The 956-nt window shown below is 52.8% G+C and carries 2 protein-coding genes; both read left to right on the top strand.

Annotation, left to right across the window (positions count from 1 at the left end; translation table 11 throughout):
• Positions 1 to 597, top strand: a 597-nt coding sequence (locus MWU84_RS24470) for a hypothetical protein (RefSeq protein ID WP_246906545.1), incomplete at its 5' end; no start/stop codon positions are given.
• Positions 598 to 621: 24 nt separating this feature from the next.
• Positions 622 to 956: ATP-binding protein (locus MWU84_RS24465; RefSeq protein WP_246906542.1), on the top strand; the 335-nt coding region annotated here is incomplete at its 3' end.

The following is a 956-nucleotide window of genomic DNA, read 5'->3' as shown; positions in this document are numbered from 1 at the left end:
CCCCTGCCCGGGAGTGCGTACGAGCTAAAGGATTACCGCAGGGCCAAGGTCCAGAAGATGGGCTATGTATACTTCTCCCCGGACAAGAGCTATTATAGCGTTCCCTACCGCTATATCGGAAAAGAGACCACCATCCATTACACCGGTTCCGTTGTCGAGATCTATTACCACCAAAAGCGGATAGCCCTGCACAGGCGCCATACGGAAAAAGGCAGCTATAATACCAACAGGGAACATCTTAGCAGCACCCATAAATATTATAGTGACTGGAGCCCGGAGTTCTTTAAAAGGAAAGCGGCCCGACACGGCGACCATGTACTGAGCTGTGTGGAGGCGATACTGGCCAAGGGGGACTATCCTGAAATAGGATATAAACGGGCCATGGGGGTCATACAGCTCCATAAGGCCTACGGTGCGGAACGCCTGGACAATGCCTGCAAAAGGGCCCTGCAGGCGGATGCCGCCACCTATATGCGGATCAGGAACATACTGAAGAATAACCTGGACAAAAGCTCCCTGTTCTACCGGGACCTGGAAGAGGACAAGAGCCATATTCCTGACCACGGGAACATACGGGGCGCCTCCGCTTATCAATAATAAATAACTTAAATCCAATACATTATGAACAATGAACAGACGATCGAAAAATTGAAACAAATGCGCCTGGGGGCCATGGCCCAATTGCACCTACAGTACATAAGGGACAACGGTGTGGCCGACATTACCACAGATGAATATCTGGCCCTGCTCACGGACCACCAGTGGGAGGACCGCCAGAACAGGAAGATCCAACGGTTGTTGAAACAGGCGGGGTTCGCACAGACCGCCAACCTGGCCGAGGTGAACTATGCCCAACAGCGCAACCTGGACAGGAACATGTTCGCGCGCCTGGGAACCTTGGATTTTATGGCCCGGAAGGAAAACATCATCCTCACCGGGGCCTCTGGAACGGGCAA

Source organism: Arenibacter sp. F20364 (genome assembly GCF_023015905.1).
GTDB lineage: Bacteria > Bacteroidota > Bacteroidia > Flavobacteriales > Flavobacteriaceae > Arenibacter.
The sequence above is the reverse complement of the archived record's forward strand: the minus strand, read 5'-3'. Positions and strand labels throughout refer to the sequence as shown.